The organism is Rhodococcus koreensis, assembly GCF_017068375.1.
Taxonomy (GTDB): domain Bacteria; phylum Actinomycetota; class Actinomycetes; order Mycobacteriales; family Mycobacteriaceae; genus Rhodococcus_F; species Rhodococcus_F koreensis.
Map to the genome: position 1 here is coordinate 355,461 of NZ_CP070611.1, position 19,652 is coordinate 375,112.

General features: G+C 65.4%; 20 protein-coding genes and 5 pseudogenes. 15 read left to right on the forward strand and 10 right to left on the reverse strand.

Annotation, left to right across the window (positions count from 1 at the left end; all coding sequences use genetic code 11):
- Nucleotides 1-155 precede the first annotated feature (155 nt).
- On the forward strand, nucleotides 156-959 hold the full coding sequence (locus JWS14_RS48220) for an SGNH/GDSL hydrolase family protein (protein WP_206017210.1): 804 nt from the start codon (nucleotides 156-158) through the stop codon (nucleotides 957-959).
- 429 nt (nucleotides 960-1,388) lie between these two features.
- Here JWS14_RS48220 and JWS14_RS48225 read toward each other — a convergent pair whose 3' ends face one another.
- Nucleotides 1,389-1,718, reverse strand: coding sequence for a hypothetical protein (locus tag JWS14_RS48225; RefSeq protein ID WP_197436272.1), 330 nt, complete (start codon nucleotides 1,716-1,718; stop codon nucleotides 1,389-1,391).
- 366 nt (nucleotides 1,719-2,084) lie between these two features.
- On the opposite strand from JWS14_RS48225, the pseudogene JWS14_RS48230 reads away from it, so the two are divergent.
- A pseudogene (locus JWS14_RS48230) lies at nucleotides 2,085-2,654 on the forward strand (long-chain fatty acid--CoA ligase); the annotation flags it as partial.
- 237 nt (nucleotides 2,655-2,891) lie between these two features.
- On the opposite strand, the gene JWS14_RS48235 reads toward JWS14_RS48230, so the two are convergent.
- The 4 genes from JWS14_RS48235 to JWS14_RS48250 all read right to left on the reverse strand — a co-directional run bounded on the left by JWS14_RS48235 (nucleotide 2,892) and on the right by JWS14_RS48250 (nucleotide 6,587).
- The gene (locus tag JWS14_RS48235) at nucleotides 2,892-4,151 is read right to left on the reverse strand and encodes a DUF4185 domain-containing protein (protein WP_206017211.1); all 1,260 of its coding nucleotides are present in this window, start codon (nucleotides 4,149-4,151) and stop codon (nucleotides 2,892-2,894) included.
- Between the two features lie 13 nt (nucleotides 4,152-4,164).
- Nucleotides 4,165-5,679, reverse strand: coding sequence for a M15 family metallopeptidase (locus JWS14_RS48240; RefSeq protein WP_206017212.1), 1,515 nt, complete (start codon nucleotides 5,677-5,679; stop codon nucleotides 4,165-4,167).
- A 342-nt stretch (nucleotides 5,680-6,021) separates the two neighbouring features.
- Nucleotides 6,022-6,375, reverse strand: a complete 354-nt coding sequence (locus JWS14_RS48245; protein ID WP_061044005.1) for a hypothetical protein — start codon at nucleotides 6,373-6,375, stop codon at nucleotides 6,022-6,024.
- Complete coding sequence (locus tag JWS14_RS48250) at nucleotides 6,372-6,587, reverse strand: hypothetical protein (protein WP_007298551.1); 216 nt, start codon at nucleotides 6,585-6,587, stop codon at nucleotides 6,372-6,374. The genes JWS14_RS48245 and JWS14_RS48250 overlap by 4 nt, the downstream gene beginning before the upstream one ends.
- 197 nt (nucleotides 6,588-6,784) lie before the next feature.
- Between JWS14_RS48250 and JWS14_RS48255 the strand changes: the two are divergent.
- A pseudogene (locus tag JWS14_RS48255) lies at nucleotides 6,785-6,991 on the forward strand (recombinase family protein); the annotation flags it as partial.
- Between the two features lie 55 nt (nucleotides 6,992-7,046).
- On the opposite strand, the pseudogene JWS14_RS48260 reads toward JWS14_RS48255, so the two are convergent.
- Nucleotides 7,047-7,280 (reverse strand): annotated as a pseudogene (locus tag JWS14_RS48260) (DDE-type integrase/transposase/recombinase); the annotation flags it as partial.
- On the opposite strand from JWS14_RS48260, the pseudogene JWS14_RS51055 reads away from it, so the two are divergent.
- Nucleotides 7,267-7,559 (forward strand): annotated as a pseudogene (locus tag JWS14_RS51055) (hypothetical protein). The pseudogenes JWS14_RS48260 and JWS14_RS51055 overlap by 14 nt on opposite strands.
- A 65-nt stretch (nucleotides 7,560-7,624) precedes the next feature.
- On the opposite strand, the gene JWS14_RS48265 reads toward JWS14_RS51055, so the two are convergent.
- Complete coding sequence (locus tag JWS14_RS48265; RefSeq protein ID WP_179443455.1) at nucleotides 7,625-7,933, reverse strand: hypothetical protein; 309 nt, start codon at nucleotides 7,931-7,933, stop codon at nucleotides 7,625-7,627.
- Nucleotides 7,934-8,634: 701 nt separating this feature from the next.
- Between JWS14_RS48265 and JWS14_RS48270 the strand changes: the two genes are divergently transcribed.
- The 6 genes from JWS14_RS48270 to JWS14_RS48295 all read left to right on the forward strand — a co-directional run bounded on the left by JWS14_RS48270 (nucleotide 8,635) and on the right by JWS14_RS48295 (nucleotide 12,968).
- Nucleotides 8,635-9,231, forward strand: a complete 597-nt coding sequence (locus tag JWS14_RS48270; protein ID WP_206017214.1) for a hypothetical protein — start codon at nucleotides 8,635-8,637, stop codon at nucleotides 9,229-9,231.
- Nucleotides 9,232-9,237: 6 nt separating this feature from the next.
- Complete coding sequence (locus JWS14_RS48275) at nucleotides 9,238-10,851, forward strand: SRPBCC family protein (RefSeq protein WP_206017215.1); 1,614 nt, start codon at nucleotides 9,238-9,240, stop codon at nucleotides 10,849-10,851.
- Nucleotides 10,848-11,261, forward strand: coding sequence for a gas vesicle protein GvpJ (gene gvpJ / locus JWS14_RS48280; protein ID WP_206017216.1), 414 nt, complete (start codon nucleotides 10,848-10,850; stop codon nucleotides 11,259-11,261). Before JWS14_RS48275 ends, gvpJ (JWS14_RS48280) begins: the two co-directional genes overlap by 4 nt.
- A 307-nt stretch (nucleotides 11,262-11,568) precedes the next feature.
- Complete coding sequence (gvpJ, locus tag JWS14_RS48285) at nucleotides 11,569-11,934, forward strand: gas vesicle protein GvpJ (protein WP_206017217.1); 366 nt, start codon at nucleotides 11,569-11,571, stop codon at nucleotides 11,932-11,934.
- Nucleotides 11,934-12,737, forward strand: a complete 804-nt coding sequence (locus JWS14_RS48290) for a GvpL/GvpF family gas vesicle protein (protein WP_206017218.1) — start codon at nucleotides 11,934-11,936, stop codon at nucleotides 12,735-12,737. Before gvpJ (JWS14_RS48285) ends, JWS14_RS48290 begins: the two co-directional genes overlap by 1 nt.
- A 3-nt stretch (nucleotides 12,738-12,740) precedes the next feature.
- Nucleotides 12,741-12,968, forward strand: coding sequence for a gas vesicle protein GvpG (locus tag JWS14_RS48295; RefSeq protein ID WP_095870859.1), 228 nt, complete (start codon nucleotides 12,741-12,743; stop codon nucleotides 12,966-12,968).
- Nucleotides 12,969-13,445: 477 nt separating this feature from the next.
- On the opposite strand, the gene JWS14_RS48300 is transcribed toward JWS14_RS48295, so the two are convergent.
- Complete coding sequence (locus JWS14_RS48300) at nucleotides 13,446-14,711, reverse strand: hypothetical protein (protein WP_206017219.1); 1,266 nt, start codon at nucleotides 14,709-14,711, stop codon at nucleotides 13,446-13,448.
- A 253-nt stretch (nucleotides 14,712-14,964) separates the two neighbouring features.
- Here JWS14_RS48300 and JWS14_RS48305 point away from each other — a divergent pair.
- From JWS14_RS48305 to JWS14_RS51060, 4 genes and pseudogenes are all read left to right on the forward strand, one after another.
- Nucleotides 14,965-15,782: pseudogene (locus JWS14_RS48305) on the forward strand (IS1634 family transposase); the annotation flags it as partial.
- 409 nt (nucleotides 15,783-16,191) lie between these two features.
- Nucleotides 16,192-16,656: a DUF4190 domain-containing protein gene (locus tag JWS14_RS48310; protein ID WP_206017220.1), complete on the forward strand. Its 465-nt coding sequence runs from the start codon at nucleotides 16,192-16,194 to the stop codon at nucleotides 16,654-16,656.
- Between the two features lie 314 nt (nucleotides 16,657-16,970).
- Nucleotides 16,971-17,381 (forward strand): PAS domain-containing protein, encoded by a 411-nt coding sequence (locus tag JWS14_RS48315; RefSeq protein WP_206017221.1) that lies wholly within the window; start codon nucleotides 16,971-16,973, stop codon nucleotides 17,379-17,381.
- Nucleotides 17,382-17,444: 63 nt separating this feature from the next.
- Nucleotides 17,445-17,897 carry a hypothetical protein gene (locus tag JWS14_RS51060; protein ID WP_241031925.1) on the forward strand — a complete coding sequence of 151 codons (453 nt, stop codon included), beginning with the start codon at nucleotides 17,445-17,447 and terminating at the stop codon, nucleotides 17,895-17,897.
- Between the two features lie 76 nt (nucleotides 17,898-17,973).
- Here the strand turns inward: JWS14_RS51060 and JWS14_RS48325 are convergent, their stop codons facing one another.
- Nucleotides 17,974-18,621: a TetR/AcrR family transcriptional regulator gene (locus JWS14_RS48325; protein WP_420855186.1), complete on the reverse strand. Its 648-nt coding sequence runs from the start codon at nucleotides 18,619-18,621 to the stop codon at nucleotides 17,974-17,976.
- A gap of 279 nt (nucleotides 18,622-18,900) precedes the next feature.
- Here JWS14_RS48325 and JWS14_RS48330 point away from each other — a divergent pair, with 279 nt between their 5' ends.
- Nucleotides 18,901-19,212, forward strand: coding sequence for a hypothetical protein (locus JWS14_RS48330; RefSeq protein ID WP_206017222.1), 312 nt, complete (start codon nucleotides 18,901-18,903; stop codon nucleotides 19,210-19,212).
- Nucleotides 19,213-19,283: 71 nt separating this feature from the next.
- Here the strand turns inward: JWS14_RS48330 and JWS14_RS48335 are convergent, their stop codons facing one another.
- The gene (locus JWS14_RS48335) at nucleotides 19,284-19,532 is read right to left on the reverse strand and encodes a hypothetical protein (RefSeq protein WP_206017223.1); all 249 of its coding nucleotides are present in this window, start codon (nucleotides 19,530-19,532) and stop codon (nucleotides 19,284-19,286) included.
- Between the last annotated feature and the right edge of the window lie 120 nt (nucleotides 19,533-19,652).

Here is a 19,652-nt window from a genome sequence, read left to right on the forward strand (position 1 = left end):
GTGCGCGGCAAGCCACACCGCGCCGGATCCGTGCCCGAGACGGGATGGGTAGAGGGGGAATTCGCGGGACCAGACTATCCAGGCGCGGAGTTGGACCGCTGGCGACCATCGTTCTGACCGCGACGGCCTTCACTGCCGCCGCGCCTCCCGCTGCGATGGCCCAGAACAATGATGCGCCGGCCTCCTACGTCGCACTGGGCGATTCCTACGCATCCGGACCGCTGATCGTCCCCCAGGAAGCAGTGCCCAGTTGCTTCCGCTCCGGCAACAACTACCCCCACCTCGTAGCCCGGGAACTGGGAATCACCGAATTCGACGATGTGACGTGCAACGGGGCCAGCAGCACCGATCTCACAGACCCGCAGCACACCAAGTTCGGTGGAAACGTTCCCGCGCAATACGACGCCCTCGACAAGGACACCGAGCTGGTGACCGTCACGATCGGCGGCAACGACGTCGGCCTCTTCGACCTCGCGCTCTCCTGCCTCGACCTACCCCTCGCTCCCCGTCCGACAACCTCATGCGTCCCGACCACTGGCACGGGACCGGACCGCTTCGACCAGGCCATCGACCGGATGGGACCGACCTACAACCACGTTGCACACGAAATCCACATCCGTTCCCCGAAAGCGGACGTCGTGTTCGTCGGATACCCCACCGCCATCCGCGACGGCGGTTGCCCCACAATCCAACCGATGGCCCCGTCCAGCGCCACCTATCTCCAAGCCCGGCTCGACCACCTCAACGCTGTCATGGCAGAGCACGCCCTCGCCTCGGGAGCTACCTACGTCGACACCCGCACACCCAGCGTCGGTCACGATGTCTGCGCACCCGGACCCACCCGGTGGCTCGAGGGAGTGGTCCCCGAGTCCGACTCCGAACCACTCCATCCCAACCTGCGCGGGCATCAGAATATGGCCACCCAAGTGATCTCGGCCCTCGACCTATCGAGTGGGTGACTGGGGGATGACAGGAAGTGCCGCGGAAGGTCAGATCACAGAATGCCGCGAGTCCCGGTGGCCGACACTGACGCGGGATCGAGGTAGACGCCAATGGCGCTTTGAAACTGGGTAGACGAGCCCGGTGACCATGTACAGCCAGAAGGCCCTGAGAGCCAGCCCGAGGATGACTGCGACTCCGAGGATGACACCGGTCAGCGGACCGCGCATGCCCACCCACAGCTCGAAGGATCGAAACCACCAGCAACCCCGCCGAAATCACCTCTCCACGGATTGAGCAAAGTCTCTCGAAGTCATGGCACCAAGAGTGAACTAGAGCGGCGAGTGAAACGATACGAATCAGAGTGGGATCCCCGTATTCGTCCCAGCGCCCGGCACGCGAGCTTTTCCCCGTGCGGGATCTCGACACCAGAAAGGTGCACCGTGACCCTAGAACGGCTGGCCGTAGAAGTTCTCGTACCAGTTGTTGCAACTCTGGATCGAGGAGAGCTGGCCACTGCGGTAGACGCGGTTGCCGGTCTTGACATACGAGGTGGCGGTGATTTTGTTTCGACATAGTATTTGTACCGCGTAACCGCCGCTATCGGTGTTAGCGCAGGTTTTCCACGGCCCAACCGTGGAAAAGCCGTAGTTGCAGTTCCATCCGGCAGCCGCGACGGTTGGGGCTGAAGCGAGCCCGACAGCACTGACTCCGACGGCCAGCGCAGCTGCCACAGCGACGCCCCTGAACGTCGTCGATAATGTACGTAGAGTGACCATGTTGTGTTCCCTTGTCGATTTCGTGTGATGACATTCTCGCGACCGCCGGACGTGCGGCGGTAGTCCGTCGTTCGGATGAAACAAGCGCTACCCGCACTTCCGTCTGGGGTGCCGCCGGCTGATTCGATTCGCGGGTTTGCGTCCAGGCCGATGGATGCTTCTAATGCTGTCAAGCCGTGTCGGCCAGGGATAGGGAGCTGGATTTCTGCTCGTGGTCGGTGAGCCACCGCGAGTAGGTCGCGGCTAGATCGGGGTCGAGGCGTTGCCCGATCTCCAGACGTCGTACGCGCAGGCAGGGGCCGGAACGGGCCGATCAGGTTGCATCCGACCCGGAGTCACGGGTGCTCACCGTCGAGTCGCGGCTCCGGTCCGCTAGTGATGCGTGGTTACCGCAACGATCCCGGGCGGACCGCCGAGGCGATCGACGAGGACGGGTGGCTGCACACCGGCGACATCGCCGAGATCGATGCCGACGGATATGTCCGCATCTATGTCCGCATCGTCGACCGTAAGAAGGAGCTCATCGTCAACGCGGCGGGCAAGAACATGTCGCCGGCGAACATCGAGGGCGCCGCTGCGGGCGGCCTGCCCGATGCTCGGCGTCGCTGCGGTGATCGGCAACGACCGGCCGTACAACGTGGCGCTGCTCGCGCTCGACCCCGACGGTCTCGCCGCGTTCGCCGAGCGCCACGGGCTGACCGCGCAGGCGCACGAGGAACTCGCACGGGATCCGGGTCGTGCTCGCCGCCGTCGAGGAGGCGGTGCAGGCCGCGAACGCGAAGGTGTCTCGGGTCGAGCAGATCAAGCGGCACTCGGTGCTGCCGAACATCTGGGAGCCGTCCGGTGACGAACTGACCCCCCGCTATGAAACTCAAGCGCTGGCCGATCGATGCCAAGTACGCGGCCACCATCGGGGAGCTGTATTCGGGTCGCTGAGCCGCCGCCGCGGCTACCGCTCTGTCGAGCGGGTTCATGATCGCCTCCGCGTCCGTCCCGCGGTAGCGTGCGTACATCCGAACATCAAGTCCTGATATCTGTTTCGCTGCATCGAACAGAACGTCGTGACGGACCATCACCGTCTCGAGTGGGCGTACCACGCCGCCGCGGCCTGGTTGTCGCTGACGTGGTGAACTTGTACTCGTTGACCGCGTAGGCCACGGGGGTTGGGTCCGTTCAGGTGAGGACCTCGTCGACGTCGATGCCGGCCTTCTCGCACAGTGCCCGGAGTAGTTTGTTGTTCTGCTCGGCCAGGGCGTGAGTGGACAGGATGTGGCCGAACTGATCGTCCTTGCGGTCGGCGGGCACCGGGCGGCCCTCGAGACCGAGATTGGTGACCTCCTTCCATAAGATCTCGGCGATGGCCTCCCGCAGATCGAGCTTGCGGCCGGATCCGTCGTAGAGGGCAACCGGGTGGTCGTCCCGGAACGCGGCGGCGACTTCGCGTGCACTCATTTGTTCGTCCTCCTCGATCGGTACTGCGGGTTGAACCTGTACCCGAAATTGCATGGCCCGGTACGGCCATCCGGATTCGGCCCATTCGGACACGATGATGTGAAAGTTGTCGAACGTGCTGTCCGGGTGCACATATCCGCCATACAGACGGGTCACGACGTCGGGGCCGCCATTTCCCGACGGTCCCCGCACCGGCCGGAATGTTGGAGCGGTGTGCCAGTTGTCGGTGATCTGTCCGACGACGCGGATGGTGATGTTGTATTCGGCTTCGTTGAAGTAGCTGAGCACCCAGTTGTTCTGCATCCGGCGCAGGCACATCTCTCCGACCTTGGACCCGACCGGCAGGATCGGGGTGGGCGGATTGCCCCACGCCCAGGCGCCGTTGCTGAACCCCCAGGGCTCGTAGAAGTCCCGGTCCAGCAGCTGGTCCTCGGGGCAGCGGAACAGCAGCACGTTCTTGTCCCGTTCGAGGCCGCCGGTGGTCATCACGTAGACGAACCCGTCCCCGCCTCGTTCCCAGGTCAGCATCCGGCGATGGCCGCCGAATTCCCATCCTTCCCACCGAGCCTTGGGTCCACCGTGGGTCCAGGTCTCGCCGTTGTCGTCGGAGTATTGGATCTCGGTCCACCGCGTGTCGGGCAGGCCCCGGACCACGAGGACGTGCAGGTAGATCCGGCTGCCGATCACGATCGCGTCGGTCGGGAGTACGGTGCTGAACTCCGGGTTGTTGTGCGGGTAGTCCCAGAGCTGTTTCGCGGGGTTGCCCCCGGCCGCGCGGTGAAACCGCACCCCGTCATCGAGGTCGTGGGTGTGGCTGTAGAGCAGTACCGGGCTGCGCCAACCGGGGCCGCCGACCCGGTTCTCGGCGAAGGTGTCACCGAAGAAGAAGCCGATCTCCCCGGTGGGCACCCGGACCGGGATGCCCAGGTCGGTGCCGCCCACACCGAACTGCGGCACCGGAGTGAGATCCCTGATCTTCATGACCGCACCAGTGTCATCGGCCGAGAACCTCCCCGGCGATGTAGTCCCACAGCGCCGCGTCGTCGACCGGGAACGGTTCCGGACCCGGGGGCGGGGGGCTTTGCCCCAGCCCGAGCATCGCTTCGAGTTCGTCGGTACTGAGGTGGGTGTAGTTGAGGTCGCAGCGTCCGAACGGTGGGCACGGGCCGTTGTCGGTGTATTGGTGCGCGAAATAGCCGTCCGGCTTGATCTTCGGCGATCCGGGCTCCCGGCCGTAGCTGGGAGTCACCAATCGCAGACCTGGTGGGCGGGTGCGCCACAGGTCCGCGTTCGAGACCGGGTTCCAGTAGCCGATCACCCGCCGCTCGCCGAGCCATTCGCGGGCCCGCCGGATCTCGTCGTTGACCTCCGCCGACTGGTCCCCGGTGATCGCCCCGGCCGCGTCCTCGACGTCGGCCATGACGACCATCCGCGGATGCGGCCCGCCCTTCTCGGTGACCATCTGCATCAGTAAGTCGATGTTCGCCTGACCGGGCCGGAAGAACCAGTACACGATGAAAAACCGCAGCCGGCCGTTCTCACAGGCACGCACCGCCCAGTCGTGGTTCGCCGCGAACTTCGTATCCCGCATGTTCCCGCTGTTGGACCGGAAACAGAAGATGTCGTACGGGTATGCGTCGGTGGCCGGGGTCATCTGGTACTGCGACACATCCGCCCAGGTCTTGCCGCGCACCACTGGCGGCGGCGGGGTGACCGGTCCGCCGAGATCCGGGCGTTGCCCGTGGCGGATCACGACATTCCATTCGCCCTCGAACACATAGCCGGTCACCGGCCATCCGTTCGAGATCTGCAGCGCGGTCGCCGCGCGGGCGGTGTCCGTGTCCCAGATTCCGGTTTCCGGTATGCCACAGGTCTTCTGCCAGCGCCTCAGGCCGTCCTTCCAGGATTGCGGGTCCGTGGGGAACAGGCCGCTGATCGACTCGGCGGGTCCGTCGAGCGGACCGTAGTAATACCCCGCCGGGAGGGGGAACGCGTCGGGATCGGGCGGCCCGTACACCCAGAGGTAGCCGTTTTCGAGCCGGGTGGCGAAGGCATCCAGGCGGGTGTCACCCTCAGGGAGGTTGATCTGGGTGTGCATCGGGTCCTTGGTGGCCCAATCCTCACCCCAAAACACGGTGCCCTCGAACTCCGTGAGCATCTGGCGGACCGCGACGATCTTGTCGGCCGGCATGTTCACCGACGCCCGCACCTTCCACGGCAAACGGGTGGCATTGAGATCCACGGCCGTCCCGCTGAGATGATTGCTGTTGGCAATATCATTGTCCCAGCTGAACCCCCAGTAGTCACGGGGCCGGTAGCTGTCGATTCGCCAGATCCGCCGATGCCAGAGCGCCGCCCAGGCAATCAGGATCGTCGCCGCCGCGCCCCGGCGCACCTCCGGCCGCACGTTGTCCGTGCCGGGCACCAGCGGCTTGACGATTTCGCCGGTATCGCAAATGCGCCAGCCGTTCTCGGAGACTGTGTTCCCCTTGTAGCTGCGAAATCCCATCGCGCTCACCCTCCGTCGTCACCACGGTCCTGGCTGCACTGCTTCCTTCCGCCGCGGCTGTGTGTCGCTCCGTGCATCCCGGACGATAGGACCACATACCGACACCAACGCCCCGCCCGGTTCTTCCGAGCTTCAGTGTGACGCCCGAGCCGGGAAAATTTCGCGAGGCGTGCCGTACTCATTCCCCGGTGCCAGGTCAGCCGGCGCGTTGCCCCGGCGGACCGAGCCGGATGACCGCGGTGCTGTGGAACGCCTCTGAGGGTCGGCGTAGCAGTGAGCAGGGGGATCGAGATCGATGGGGACGGGACCCCGGCGCGGGGCTGCTCCGTGTTCCCCAATCGGTTACGACGGGGGATTGCGCGAGGAGAAGTAGTAGCCGATCGCGCTGCCGGTCAGGCCCACCATCGCGGTGAAGACCACCTGGAATGGGCTGCTGGCGCGATCCCACTTGTCGGCGCCGGCCCACAGCGGCACCAGCAGGTAGATCAGGCCGACGAGGAAGGTGGCCACGGACAGGCCGATCGCCAGGGCCTTACGGGTGTCCTCCTGGCGTTCGTCGAGGCGCCGGATGGTGACCTCGGGCTGTTCGGTCACCTGGGGGTCGGTGCTGCCGACGTTGACCTCGTCGACGGTCGTGTCGTCCCGGGCGGTGACACCGTCCTCAGCGGGCACGGTGGGCCCGTCGGGTTCGGTCACTTGAAGACGACCTCCCGTTTGGTGCCGTCGGGCTCTTCGATGAAGACCTTGGCACCGTTGGCGGCGGCCTCGTCGATATAGGCGGTGGTGCGGATGGCCCGGACCAGGGCGCTGGTCTTGGTCGAGGCGTGCCGCTTGGCGATCTCGTCGAGCGTCTTGATGTCGTCGTTGGGCAGATTCGCGGTGACCTTGGAAACGTCGTCCTTACTCATGATGTCCTCCTGAGGGTGATCCCGGCCCGCTCAGTCTACCTCGAAAGCCGTACCAGGTACGGCTCAGATACGCATCGGTCTCCGGGTAGGGCTGAGAACCGGCCAGGACGGGCGGCAACACGTCCGCACCCTCGATGCCGACTGCGATGGGCCCGCGCTCCGGACCGGCCGAGCCGCTGCACGACCGGTAATCAGCGATGTACATCGGGTATGCACGAGTGTCCACCGATCAGCAAGACCTGACCGCACAGCACGCTCTGCTCGGGCTCGGGGTGTCACCGGAACGGATCTACGTTGATCACGGCTTGACCGGTACCGATCGTCAGCGGCCCGGTCTGCCGAACCCTCTTCCAGCGTGCTGGAACTGGCGAAAGGGCGCTGTCACGTTGATTGAAAGAATCAGCGGCGCCGTTGGTTTGGAGCGCACGGCAGTGTACCCCCGTTCGGGTTGTTCACGTTTCAGGCAGCAACACCGCTCGCGGTGACTTCCCGCCAGACCGCGAATCGGTCGGCCATCTCGGTGCGCCACTCGGGCGCGGTCAGTCGGTGCCGGCGGGGCCGGAAATGCGGTGAGATCGAGCTGAACGCGGACAGGAATCGTTGCGCGTGCGCGACCGATTTGAAGCGTTTCATCGCCCGCTCCCGCTGTCGGGTCGGCTGATGGGAATTCTCGGCCCGGTTGTTCAAGTACTTGGATATCACCACCGATCACGACGAAATCCGCGGTTGGATTCAGGCGCATCACGGCGTACCGGCACGAACGGCGGCGAAAACCGACATCGCAGGCACCCTGCATATCGACTTTGCCGCGGTCCGCCCTGGCGAGCTCGAGCACATCTCCTGGCAGGAATGGTTCACGCGTTCGATGCGCAAGGCCTCGCCCTGTGCTACCCGGATCCGCACCTGCGCGGCGGAACGAGCGCATGGTTTGAACTCGTGCCCCGCGGTCGCGGGGGCGGGATCCATCCATGAGGTGAGTGGCGTGCCCCACCTCCGGGGGGTGTTGGCAGTCCCACCCAGCGGTTTCCAGCCAGCGCTCACCTCGGTACACCATCGGGCCTGACCAGCGGGATTTGCTCACGCCGTGACCGGCTCGTGCCAGTAGCGAGCAGCGATTGCTCCTGCTCGCCCGCGGTGGACGGCTCCCGGCCGATCACCCCGATCAGCAGCGGGCGCCCGTCCTCGTCGCGTTCGGTGACGAAGACCGACAGGACCGCCGGGATCGGCGCGCCGGTCCGCACGTGCCGCAGCTCCGTCGGCCCACACCACCGCCCCCGTTCGGTCAGCGCGGCCCGAGCCCTCGGGTGCCTGCGCTCGACTGCCCGGGTCGCCTGCCGACCGGGCACCCCGGAGACCGAACTCGCTTCCCGGCCGAGGACGGCGGTAGGGCAGGTGGCGACCTGGCCGGTGATCGTGTTGATCAGGGCGGTGGACCGGCTGCCCCCAGGTGAGCCGGGCCACCGCTGTGCGGATTCGCTCCGTCGGTCAGCTCAGGCCGATGCCGCCGCCGATGGTGACGCTCGGCCACTTCAGGAACGCCTCGAACGGGCATTGAAGCAGAACCCGCCCATAATGTTCTGGGAAATCGGTTAGGCAATTAGGGTGAATTCGAAATTGATCGGCGCATGTGTTTCTCGTGTGTATTCGCGTGATCCACGAGGTTGCGAAGGTGGGTGCCGCGCGCGGGCTGAGGCGGGGTGGGCGAACACGTGACCTCGGCCCCGCGCGGCGAGGGCGCCCCGCGGGCCGAGGGGTTCAACGGCCGGAGCGGGGCTGGCTGCCCGGACCGCATTGCGGCGCGGGCAGCGTACTCAGCGGGTACCCGCTTGCCACTGCGCTACGCGGGTTTCCCTGAAAGCCAGGCCCCGGCCTGCTTCGTGCGGTGTCCGTTTCGGATCGGGGATGTGGTGTGCGGCCGGATTGAGCGTCGCCGACACGGGGTAGTCGGCGGGAACGAAGGCACCACCCACCGACCACGGCCCCCACCCTTTTCGCCGACGCCGGCGCCGAGGTGCACCACATCTTCTCGACAACAAGGGGTTGGGTCATGACAGGCAAAGGTCAGATGGCGTTGGCCGTGGGTGCGGGATACATGCTGGGGCGTACGCACAAGATGAAGTTGGCGCTGATGCTCGCGGGCGCCGGAGCATCCAGTCGGTTTCCTTCTGGCTCACTGGGTGTGCTCGGTCAGGCCGGCAAGCTGCTCGCGGATTCGCCCGAGGTCGCCAAGCTCGGCGGGGCGGTCCGGAAGGAATTGATGAACGCGGCGAAGACGGCCGCGGTAACCGCGGCCAGCCATCGCATCGACTCACTCAACTCCCGGTTGCAATCGGGCGGTGACGAGGCCGCGGGCGGGAAGGGGTCGAAGCGCAGGCGCCGCGAGGAGCCCGAGGACGACTACGACGACGAGACCGCCGAGGACGAGACCGCCGAGGAGGACGAAGCCGAGGAGGAGACGCCCCGCGCCCGCAAGCGCCCGGCCCCGCGCCGCCGCACCTCGAGCAGCGGTGGTTCCCGGCCTACCCGGTCCCGGTCCCGGTCGTCGACGAACAACGACGACGAGGACGAAACCCCCACCCGCACCCGGAAGTCGCGCGCCAAGGCGACGACCGATGTCATCCCCATACGACGCAGCCGGAAGTGAACGACGATGACCTCGAATCTCGACAGTGCAGCGAAGAAGCTGCGCCAGAACGTCTCCGGTGCGTCCGGTGAGGCCGCATCGGTGTCACCGCTGAAGAAGGCGGCGCAGGGCCTGCTTGGCACCGTGACCGACAAGGCGGTCTCCACCGTCTCCGACAAGGTGCAGGGCGCGGCTGGCCGGCTCACCGACTACGCCGAGGGCGGCGGCGGAAGCCTGCTGTCCGCGGTCACCGGCAAAGAGCAGCAGGGGGAGGGCAACGGGGACGAGAAGGGCGACGGCAAGTCACTGTTCTCCGGGCTGACCGACAAGGTGAAGGAGACGGCGTCGGATGTGAAGGACGCGGTCACCGGTGGCGGTGGTGGCGGTAAGGGCAAGAAGCTCAAGTTGACCAATATCGTCGAAACGATCGATGTCGGTGTCCCGGTCCAACTGGCGTATAACCAGTGGACCCAATTCGCCGACTTTCCCTCCTTCATGAAGAAGGTCGAGCGGGTGGAGCAGGAGGCGGACGAGAAGCTCGAGTGGAAGGCTCAGATCTTCTTGTCGCACCGGACCTGGGAGGCGTCGATCATCGAGCAGGTCCCGGATGAGCGGATCGTGTGGCGTTCGAAGGGTGCCAAGGGTTTCATCGACGGGGCGGTGACGTTCCATGAGGTGACCCCGGATCTCACGCGCATCGTTCTGATCCTCGAGTATCACCCGAAGGGCTTGTTCGAGAGGACGGGAAACCTGTGGCGTGCACAGGGGCGGCGAGCGCGCTTGGAGTTGAAGCATTTCGGACGCCATGTCATGACACAGGCCGTTCTCCATCCCGACGAAGTCGTGGGCTGGCGCGGAGAGATCCGGGACGGCAAGGTTGTCGAACCCGAGGAGTCCGAGGACAACAACGAGGAACCGGCTGACGACGAGACAGCCGACGACGAGACGGACGAGTACGAGGAGGAGCCGGAGGAAGACACCGCCGAGGCGGAGGAGGAGGAGCCGGAGGAGGAGACCGGCGAGTACGAGGAGGAGCCGGAGGAGGCAGAGGAGGAGACCGGCGAGTACGAGGAGGAGCCGGAGGAGACAGAGGAGGAGACCGGCGAGTACGAGGAGGAGCCGGAGGAGACAGAGGAGGAGCCGGAAGAGACAGACGAGGAAGAGGACGAGGAGACGGACGAGGACGAGGCTGAGGAGCCGGAGGAGACAGACGAGGAAGAGGACGAGGAGACGGACGAGGGCGAGGCTGAGGAGCCGGAGGAGACAGACGAGGAAGAGGACGAGGAGACGGACGAGGGCGAGGCTGAGGAGCCGGAGGAGACAGACGAGGACGAGGCTGAGGAGCCGGAGGAGACAGACGAAGACGAGGAGGAGGAAACATCGCCGCCGCCGGCACGCCGTGGCCGTCCGCGCAAGACCGCGGCGAAGTCTGCGAGTGAGGACAAGCCGCCGGCACGTCGTGGCCGTCCGCGTAAGACTGCGGCGAAGTCTGCGAGTGAGGACAAGCCGCCGGCACGTCGTGGCCGTCCGCGTAAGACTGCGGCGAAGTCTGCGAGTGAGGACAAGCCGCCGGCACGTCGTGGCCGTCCGCGTAAGACTGCGGCCAAGTCGGCCGCCTCGAAGCGAGGAGCGCGGCGATGACGTCGATACAACCCGCAGGTCGTGGCGGTGGCGGCGGGGGAGTCAGCGGCGGACCGAGCTCGAGTAGTCTCGCCGACGTCATCGACACCATCTTGGACAAGGGCCTGGTGATCGATGCGTACGTGCGGGTCTCGCTGGTCGGTATCGAACTACTGACGATCGACGCCCGTGTTGTCGTCGCCAGCGTCGACACCTACCTGCGGTTCGCGGAAGCGGTGAACCGGCTCGAGATCGGTAGTGAGCCCAAGGGGCTGACGGACCTGGCTGGGGGCGGCGAGGGCGACGCTGAGTCGAAAACCCAGGGCGCACTCGGGGCCGCCGGTGAGAAGCTCGGCGACCTCCTCGGCGGCGGGAAGGAAGAACCTCAGCGCGAACGGGTTTCACGCAAGTCCACTCGCGGGGACAAGTGATGTCGACGAAAGGAACAGACCAACGGCCACCCGAGGAGTCGACCGGTCGGACCGTTTCGAGCAGGGGTGGACGCTTCGAATTGCTCACCCCTGGCGGTCTTTGATCGATTGAACTTCCGGAGTTCCGGGTAGTCCGGTAGTCCGCGCTTACATTTCCACTTCGGGTGTGCCACAGGGGCGAGGTGGACGAGGCGACGGCGAGAGCGCAGAGCGGGCCGAGGAACGACCGGTATCGCCACACGTCGCCGAGCCGCCCGCACACCGGCGTTGCCGGTGGGGCGATAGCGGGGGAGCAAGGAGCACGAGCATGACTACCGCGGGTGGGCCGAGTTCGAGCAGCCTGGCCGATGTCATTGACACCATCTTGGACAAGGGCTTGGTCATCGATGCGTACGTGCGGGTCTCGCTGGTCGGTATCGAACTGCTGACCATCGATGCCCGCATCGTCGTCGCCAGTGTCGACACCTACCTGCGGTTCGCGGAGGCGGCGAACCGGCTCGCGATCGGCAGCGAGCCGAAGGGGCTGTCCGATCTGGTGTCGGGCGGGACGGAAAAGATTGCGAAGTCGAAGACGAAGAGCGCCATCGAAGACAAGCTCGGCGGCCTGCTGGGCGGGCAAGAGGAACCGGAACGGGAACGGGTGTCGCGCAAGTCGACTCGAGGTGACAGGTGATGGCTACAGAGCAGACGAAGAAGCAGAACACAGAGAAGTCGGACAAGAAGCAGACGGCGGGGGTGTACGTCTACGGCATCGTCCCGGCCGACGTCGAACCCGGGGACGAGGCGACCGGGGTTGCGGACGGGAAGGTGGACATCGTCTCGGACGGTGACATCGCCGCCCTGGTGAGCGCAATGTCCGTGGACCGTCCGATCGGCAAACCCGAAGACCTCCGAGCCCATGCGAATGTGCTGGACGGGACGGCCGGGGTGGCGCCGGTGCTGCCGCTGCGGTTCGGTGCGGTGCTCACCGACGCCGACGCCGTGAAGGAGGAACTGCTGACGGCACATGCGGACGAGTTCGCGGCGGCCCTCGAACAATTGGAGGGAAAGGCCCAGTACGTGGTCAAGGGCAGATATGTGGAGCAGGCGATCCTGCGGGAGATCCTCGACGAGAACGAGCAGGCGGCGCAGTTGCGTGATGAGATCCGGGACAAGTCGGAGGACGCCGGCCGCGATGCGCGGATGGCGCTCGGGGAACTGGTGAACAACGCGATCGCCGGCAAGCGCGAGGAAGACACCCGCAAGACGGTCGAGGCCCTGGGCGACCTCACCGACTCCGTCAACCGCCGCGAACCCACGCACGAGGAAGAGGCCGTGCAGGTGGCGGTGCTCGCCGACGTGGACCGGCAGGACCAACTCGAAGAGGCGGTGGGAAAACTGGCCCAGGAGTGGGACGGCCGGGTCGAGATTAAGCTGCTCGGGCCCATGGCAGCCTACGACTTCGTGGTCACCCAGAATCCGGCCGGGCAGGGCTGAACCATGGGACTGCTGTCATTCATCGTCACGCTGCCACTCCAGCCGGTGAAGGGTGTGATCTCGCTGGCGGAGTTGATCCAACGGCAGGTCGAGGAGGAGATGCACAACCCGGCGGCCATCCGCCGCGCACTCGAGGAACTCGACGAGGCCCGTGCCCGGGGGGACATCACGGCCGAAGAGGAGGAGCAGGCGCAACAGGCGCTCATCGACCGGCTGACGGGATCGCCCTAGGGATTCGGGCACTGGAGCGGTGCGGTGCGTCCATACGATTCCGCGGCACCTCACTGTCCTGTCAGTTGTCGGAGCGCTTGCCGCGGTTCCCGTGCCCGTAGGGGACAGCACCCGCTGCGCCGTCCCGTCATGGCTGCCCTCCCGGACTCGACGAAGACCTCGCTGCGCCAACGCTTGTCCGCCCGCGCTCTCGACCGATGGACCGCGATCACCCGGATCGACCTGCGGTTCCGGGCACCGTACGCCTATGTCGACGCCGTCCTGACCGACGGGCAGACCCTGCAGTTGTGCCGCCTGAAGTACGTTGTGCCGCCTGAAGTACGCCGGCTACGCCAACCACGACGACTACCAAAACTCCTACCTGCCCACCGGCTAGCGCCGGCAGCGCCGAGGACGCCCTGGACACCGCTTGCGGCCTCTATCTCGCCGACCCCACCGTGTGGACCTGAACCCCCGACGAACTAACGCCGACCACCACTAGTTGGTGAATCTGAGCGTGTCTCCCCAGTTTCCGATTTCCCAGCTCCCGTTGTAGCCCGAGAACGCGTGGTCCGTCTTGGTTGCTGTTCCGATTTTCTGATCGGGATTATCTGCCGTACCCGTGATCTCCGCGATCTGGATCCCGAATTGGGTGATCGAGCCCCACTGCTGTATTTGATTCTGCATCTGCTGGATGTCGCGTCCGGCACTATTGCCAGAGTCGGGCTGGATTGCCGCCTTGTATGCACGCGCTGACGTTTTTATTCCGTTAAAATAGTCGAGGTAGCTTTGCTTAATGGGCCCGTTCAGTTGATCGCACATCTTTTCGCACTGTGTGACTACGTTCTCAATGTCCAGGATTTCAAACACAACGTCCGCTACCGACATGACGACTGCGACAACTGCGATGAACTTGCCGACAGCATCCATGGCGCCAAAAGCAGTGGCGTCTACTTCCTCCAGAGGAAGGCCGGCAGCTTCTGCTTGTTCCCTAATGGTGGCGTTCGCAATTTTCAATTTGTAAAACATAATCGCTATGCACGCATTTTGGACCATGGATATCTCAGTCTTACCGGGGAAATTAAAACCCGCCAGAAAGTCCATGAATTTCTTGACGTCGGCATCAGTCTTTTGACTGAGATTCAGCGTATCCAAAGCATCGTAGACCGCGTTTATCTCGTCGCTGTTGTATAGACGCCGCGCGGACTCAGCGTACTGCTTGAAAGTCCCAACATCCAACGTCGTGTTTCTCTGCACCTGCGCTAAGAATTGCAGTAGAAGGCCTCGGCATGTTCGCGTGTCGAGGCCCACCGGAGCCTTGCTCGCAATCAGATTGTTGTTTTGCTTGTATTTAGCGACGTAATCACTCACCGGCGAGTTGATTTGAGCGGAGATGTCAGCGTCGACCGATGTCAGCTTATTGTTGAGTTCGGTTGACTTCGATGAAATAACTTTTTCCTGAATTATCTCGGCAGCTTGGAGAGCGGCGAACGCTGCCATCCCAAGTCCGAAAGACCAGATTGCAGCTATTGCGGCTCCGTCGGCGGCAATCTGGGTAGCGTCCTTCGCAACGGTCAGGTCACGCACCTCGCACGACAAGTCGTACAGCGTCGTGAATTCGGCGTTGACCGCCGTGTCTGAATCGAATTCTCCAAGATTTACAAAGAGAGCCTGCTCAGAAATAATGCCGTCGATGTTTTCATCTGATTCGGTCTCCCAGGTAGACATGTAGTTCAAGTAGGTGATGAGGTCCGTGCTGCCCATGGCAGGTTGCCTTTCGAATTGACTCTTCAACCGACGTACACGCCGGCCGTCGTGAAGCTGTGGTCTTGCTGACGGAGTGCGGTGGGGCCACGGATTCCGGCGGGAAGATGGGTGGAAATCTAGGAACCTTCATCGTCCGCTGCTGATCGGCGAAAGGTCAAGACCGGTTGGTCCTGTTTGACAGTAGGTCCGAGCGTATCGGCATGAATATTGCATAGTTATACACCTCTTCGGATTGACTCTCATTCGAGCAGTGTTGAGGCTGTTCCAGACCCGGCACGACATCGCCGATGTCGAGATGGTCGTCGCCGCGGACGCCGGCATGCTGTCGGCCGGCAACCTCAAGGACCTCGACGACGCCGGCCTGAAGTTCATCGTCGGCTCTCGGGTCACCAAGGCGCCCGCTGATCTGGCGAACCATTCCCACTGGAACGGTGACGTTTTCACCGACGGTCAGATCATCGACACCGTCACCCCGAGGCATGCGAAGAGCACCGTCAACAATGTCCGTCACCGCACCGAACCCGTCTGGGACGCAGCCGGACATCCGAAGTCGTGGCGGGCGGTGTGGCAGTACTCGAAGCGCCGCGCCGTCCGCGACAACCAAACCCTGAACGCCCCAAGACGCCCGGGCCCGCAAGGTCGTCGACGGGGCGAAGTCACCGAAATCGAAAACGGTTCGTCAAGACCACCGCGGGCGGCCGCACCCTCGACAGCACATCTCTCGCCCGGGCCCGGTCGCTGGTCGGGTTGAAGGGCTACATCCACCAACCTCTCCGCCACCCTGATGACACCGGGCGAGGTCCTCGGAAAATATCACGACCTCTGGCACGTCGAGCAGTCGTTCCGCATGTCGAAAACTGACCTACGGCGCGGCCGATGTTCCACCACACCCGAGACGCGATCGAAGCCCACCTCACCGTCGTGTTCACCGCCCTCGCCGTAGCCCGCTACCTGCAAGCCGAGACCGGGATCTCGATCGGACGCATCGTAAAAACCCTCCGGCCCCCGCAAGAAATCAGCCTGACCATCGCCGGCCAACCCCACACCGCCGCCGACCCACTCCCCCCCCGACGCAACCCGCATCCTCACCGCACTGGACATCCCGCACTCGTAGTCAGCGTTGCACACCAAATCTGTGCAAGTCAGGCCGCAGGGGGCAGCACCCGCTGCCGTCCCGGGGGTGGCGGGGTGGTGCCCCGCGACCGGATACCCCGCCCGCTACGCGAGCGTGATGACGCCCCGGAGCCGGCGGACAGTTCCGCGGCGTACGCCCCCGACTCGGGGATTGGTGATCGCCGCAGCGGTGACACCTCCCACGCCCGAGAGAAACCGCCGCCCGTGGTGACGGCCACCCGGTGGTCGGCTCGTCGGATTGGAACACGCGTGAGCTGGGCAAGCGTTGTGGGTGGCATACCGGGCAGCGAAGGGGTGTGCCGCCCGCACCGAATGCGGCGGATCGACGAGACGGAGGTAAGCGATGAGCAGACCACTGACCGGCCCGGGACGTGACGACCCGCGGCGGATGGAGCCCGGGGTCGACGACCGCGGTGTCGTCGATGACCGCCCAGTCGCGGTGGAGGAGCGGGTGGTGACCAAGCCCGCCCGCACCAGCGCGGCCGCGGCATTCGCGCTCGCGGTCGGGACTGCCGCGTTCGTGTGTGTGCTGATCGTGATCCTGTCCCCGATCGGACTGGTCCTGGGCATCATCGGGTTGATCCTCGGTGTCCTCGGTATGCGGGCGGCCCGCCGGGTAGGGATCACCGGGAAGGGTGTGGCGATCGCCGGCCTGGTGCTGAGCGGGTTGGCGATCGTCATCTCGATCGCCTTCGCCGCCGGCATGGTCACCGTCCTGAACAACGACAGTGCCGTCGACCGGATCGAGCAACAGGTGGACCAGATGCGCGACAAACTCCCCCACCACGTCGAGGTCCCGCAGCCCTGACAGCACCCACGGCACCGGGCGTCTCGAGGAACGTCTCGAGAAGTCCACTGATGAGCAGGGTCTCATCGCGAGATCTGACCGTGAAAGATGGTGACTGCGAGAGCAATTGGTCCCAGGTAGGCCGCTGAAGGGCTTCGTCGCGTGGCGGGGCGACGCTGCATGACGTCCCGGCGGGCCCGGCCCGTCCTCATACCCTCGGCCGCGAGGACGGGCCGGGCTGCGTCAGGGTGTCGACGTGGCCCGATCGAGGGGTCGCCGCCGCTGCCGGTGTTCCAGCGTCGGGAACGGCGAGGCCGCACCCTCGATACATCATTATGGAGAGACGACGTGCGGATCCCGATACCGCACTGGGCTACCTCGAAGGACTTCCCGCGCTGGTGCTGCTGGAACGGCTCCCGGTGCCGGTGCTCGCCCTCGACCGCGACGGTCACGTCGTGCACGTCAATCGCGCGTTCGAGGCGATGATGGGGTATCCGCACGATGCGCTCTCGGGGCGATTGATGCGCGACCTGCTCCCGACGGCGTCCCCTCCGCGGCCGGTCACAGAGGATCTGAAACAGTCGGCGGGCACGATCGTGACGCTCACACACCGAGACGGTTCTGCCGTGCGGGTGGCGATCAGCAAGTCCGTGCTGACACGGGCGGACGACCCGGTGCTGCTCGTCTGCTTCCACGACGTGACCGAGCAACTGTGGGACGGCGGACACGCACCGACCTTCGGGTAAAGGCCGCGATCGCGTCGGTTATTGGTCAGTGCCCGGTGCGACGGGGCGCCGCCGCGCACGGAGATGAGCGAGCATCTCCCGCTCGATGTCGACTACCACTGCGGGAGCGGCACGCCGGTCTCGAACGACACGTCCTTCACTTGGAGTGGCCGGCGCTCCGACTTCGCCGCGGGCGAACGTCGCCTCGTCACCGGCTGGGGGTCCGATACAGTCCCGGAGATGGCGCCAGTCCACCATCAGGATCGGCGGCGGCAGCACCGAGACGACGATCGCACTCAGCTCGCCCCGCCCGGGGAGCTGGGCGAGGAACTCCTCGCCCGGGCGGTGGCTGCCGCCCTGACACAGGGCGCGTCCTGGGCGCAGATCTGCGCCCGGCTCGGGGTTCCTCATCCCTGCGCACCGGACCGCGAATGCTCCGACCGTCAGTGGCAGGACGCGATCGTCGACCACGAAAACGCACGAGCACAACGCATCCACACCACCATGCCGGGACCGTCCTCGGCGCCCGGGAGGTGATCGGAAATGATCACTCCCTACCACCCATCGAACGCTGCCGACGTGTGTTCGAACATCGGGATCGAGGTTTCACAGGTCATCCGGGCCGATCCGGAACCGCCTTGGTGGCGATGATCTGTACCAGGTCGTCGAGTGCGGCGAGGGCGGCGTCGCTGTCCCGGTCGACGAGCCAGCGCAGCACCAGTCCGTCGAGCGCAGCCAGGGCGAAGTGGGCGACCTGATCCACGGGCGTGCTCCAGGTGACGCCGGCCCGGTGTGCGCACAGGTCGAGGAATGCCACCGCTTCGGTGTCCATGGTGCGGTACTGCCGGGCGGCGATCGCCCCGGCCGCGGCGTGGCCGGCCCCGCGTTGCCGGAGGGCCAGCGCGGTGATCTCGTAGGTGAGCAACTGGTGGTCGGGGGTGGCCTCGATGATCGGCCACAGGCCCCCGATGCCGGCCCGCAGGAGTTCACGAAGGCCCTCGATGCCGCGCGGGTGCGCGGTTCCGATGAGGTCGGTGAACGCCGTGCGCATCGACTCGCTGATGGCGAGGATCAGGCTTTCCGCCATCTCGGTGAGAAGTTCGTCCTTGTCCTCGAAGTGGTAGTGCACCACTCCGAGCGACACCCCGGCGGCCTCGGCTACGCGGCGGATGGTCAACGCGGCGACACCCTGTTGCGCGGCGAGCACGAGCGCAGCATCGATGAGCTGTCCACGGCGGACATCCGCGGGAAGCCACTGCATCAGCGGATCGTATGCGCTCGCACCTCCCACCAGCAGACGAATCGCACGAGACGCTCGCGGGTCTCCTTGTCGATACCCGGCGCAGTCAGCGGTCGCCGGAGAGGGTGCTACGTACTCGAGCTTCGACCCCGTTCCACCGTTTCACCTGCTGTTTTTCGGGGCAATCCTGACGTGTTCACACGAACGGGTGCCCGAATCGGCGCCCAGAGATGCTGTGTGGGGCTGTTCCGCCACCCGTTCGCTGCAAGAGTCGGGGACTCTCAGAATGAGGTGAGCATCATGACGAAGAAGATCGCGGTCCGCACCGCCATCGCGTCGGCGGTCCTCGCGCCCGCGATGGTTTTCGCGGGCGGTACCGCCGCCGCGGTACCGGCGCTCAGCGCCGGGGCGACCGGGGAAGTGGTGGTGACGGTCCCCGCCGGAGAGAACTGGACCTGCTTCGGTTTCGACTCGGGCTTCAACTTCAAGACCGGTGCGTTCGGACCCGGGCCTGCGGGAAAGCTCAGCGGTTTCGTGAAAGGAAACGCGACCGTCTTCTGCTTCGGCGGCACGGCGCCGTTCTTCTTCACCGGCAGCGTGGCGGTGAGGTAACCCGGTTGGTCGGTCCCGGGGGCACGGCCCTGGCTGGTTGTTCCACCGGCCAGGGGCGGTCTACCGGTGCATCATTGCGTGCTCGGGTCCGCGGTCAGGTCGTCGGTGTCGGCGAAGACCAGCCGCCCGTCGTCGAGGGCGACCGCCCACCGGTGCACCGGCGCCCAGGCGTGCCCGTGTTCGTCGGTGTCGGTCAGCTCGGCGTAGTCCTCGATGATCTGCCCGGTCTGGTCCGCTTCGGACGGCCGCCGCACCAGCACTCGTGCGCCCGCGCCGAGTGGGCCGGGCTCGGGTGTCGGTTTGTGCTTTTTCTCGGGCATCGGTCTGCACCTTCCGCTCGCTACGACCCGGATCATAAGCCCGTCGGCGAAACCTCATCCGGCGCTCCCGGGGACGGTGCGCCGCTCACCCGCCTCTGGGGTGCCTCTGGTTGCTCACAA

What these genes read in the sequence shown, in the direction of transcription:
- JWS14_RS48240 (WP_206017212.1), bottom strand. Translation starts at nt 5,679, where the DNA reads ATGGGATTTCGCAGCTACAAGGGGAACACAGTCTCCGAGAACGGCTGG.
- JWS14_RS48325 (WP_420855186.1), bottom strand. Translation starts at nt 18,621, where the DNA reads ATGCAGTGGCTTCCCGCGGATGTCCGCCGTGGACAGCTCATCGATGCT.
- JWS14_RS48315 (WP_206017221.1), top strand. Translation starts at nt 16,971, where the DNA reads ATGGAGAGACGACGTGCGGATCCCGATACCGCACTGGGCTACCTCGAA.
- gvpJ (WP_206017217.1), top strand. Translation starts at nt 11,569, where the DNA reads ATGACTACCGCGGGTGGGCCGAGTTCGAGCAGCCTGGCCGATGTCATT.
- JWS14_RS48290 (WP_206017218.1), top strand. Translation starts at nt 11,934, where the DNA reads ATGGCTACAGAGCAGACGAAGAAGCAGAACACAGAGAAGTCGGACAAG.
- JWS14_RS48295 (WP_095870859.1), top strand. Translation starts at nt 12,741, where the DNA reads ATGGGACTGCTGTCATTCATCGTCACGCTGCCACTCCAGCCGGTGAAG.
- JWS14_RS48220 (WP_206017210.1), top strand. Translation starts at nt 156, where the DNA reads ATGGCCCAGAACAATGATGCGCCGGCCTCCTACGTCGCACTGGGCGAT.
- JWS14_RS51060 (WP_241031925.1), top strand. Translation starts at nt 17,445, where the DNA reads ATGAGCGAGCATCTCCCGCTCGATGTCGACTACCACTGCGGGAGCGGC.
- JWS14_RS48275 (WP_206017215.1), top strand. Translation starts at nt 9,238, where the DNA reads ATGACCTCGAATCTCGACAGTGCAGCGAAGAAGCTGCGCCAGAACGTC.
- gvpJ (WP_206017216.1), top strand. Translation starts at nt 10,848, where the DNA reads ATGACGTCGATACAACCCGCAGGTCGTGGCGGTGGCGGCGGGGGAGTC.
- JWS14_RS48335 (WP_206017223.1), bottom strand. Translation starts at nt 19,532, where the DNA reads ATGCCCGAGAAAAAGCACAAACCGACACCCGAGCCCGGCCCACTCGGC.
- JWS14_RS48270 (WP_206017214.1), top strand. Translation starts at nt 8,635, where the DNA reads ATGACAGGCAAAGGTCAGATGGCGTTGGCCGTGGGTGCGGGATACATG.
- JWS14_RS48235 (WP_206017211.1), bottom strand. Translation starts at nt 4,151, where the DNA reads ATGAAGATCAGGGATCTCACTCCGGTGCCGCAGTTCGGTGTGGGCGGC.
- JWS14_RS48225 (WP_197436272.1), bottom strand. Translation starts at nt 1,718, where the DNA reads ATGGTCACTCTACGTACATTATCGACGACGTTCAGGGGCGTCGCTGTG.
- JWS14_RS48310 (WP_206017220.1), top strand. Translation starts at nt 16,192, where the DNA reads ATGAGCAGACCACTGACCGGCCCGGGACGTGACGACCCGCGGCGGATG.
- JWS14_RS48330 (WP_206017222.1), top strand. Translation starts at nt 18,901, where the DNA reads ATGACGAAGAAGATCGCGGTCCGCACCGCCATCGCGTCGGCGGTCCTC.
- JWS14_RS48250 (WP_007298551.1), bottom strand. Translation starts at nt 6,587, where the DNA reads ATGAGTAAGGACGACGTTTCCAAGGTCACCGCGAATCTGCCCAACGAC.
- JWS14_RS48300 (WP_206017219.1), bottom strand. Translation starts at nt 14,711, where the DNA reads ATGGGCAGCACGGACCTCATCACCTACTTGAACTACATGTCTACCTGG.